Below are 315 nucleotides of genomic sequence, written 5' to 3' on the forward strand. Positions count from 1 at the left end.
GCCGAGCCGATCGGCCGCTGGATCGGCCTCGCCGAGGATGCGCGGGGCCTGCGCGTCGAGGGCTGCCTCAACCTCGCCGTGCAGCGCGCCCGGGAGGTCGACGCGCTGATGCGCGGGGGCGGTCTCGACGGGCTCTCGATCGGCTTCCGGACCCTGAGCGCCCGCCCCGACCGGGCCGGGCTGCGCCACCTCCTGGCGGTCGACCTCTGGGAGATCTCCCTCGTCAGCTTCCCGCTGCAGCCCGGCGCCCGCGCCGGTGCGAGACCGGACGCCGGCCCCGACGCCGATGCGGAGGCCGCCCTCTCGGACGGCCTC

At 77.8% G+C, this 315-nt stretch carries 1 protein-coding gene; it reads left to right on the plus strand.

What is annotated here, in order from left to right:
• Positions 1-315 (plus strand): HK97 family phage prohead protease (locus ACLBXP_RS25520; RefSeq protein ID WP_447670618.1); only part of this gene is annotated, 315 nt, incomplete at both ends.

The organism is Methylobacterium sp. A54F, assembly GCF_053346035.1.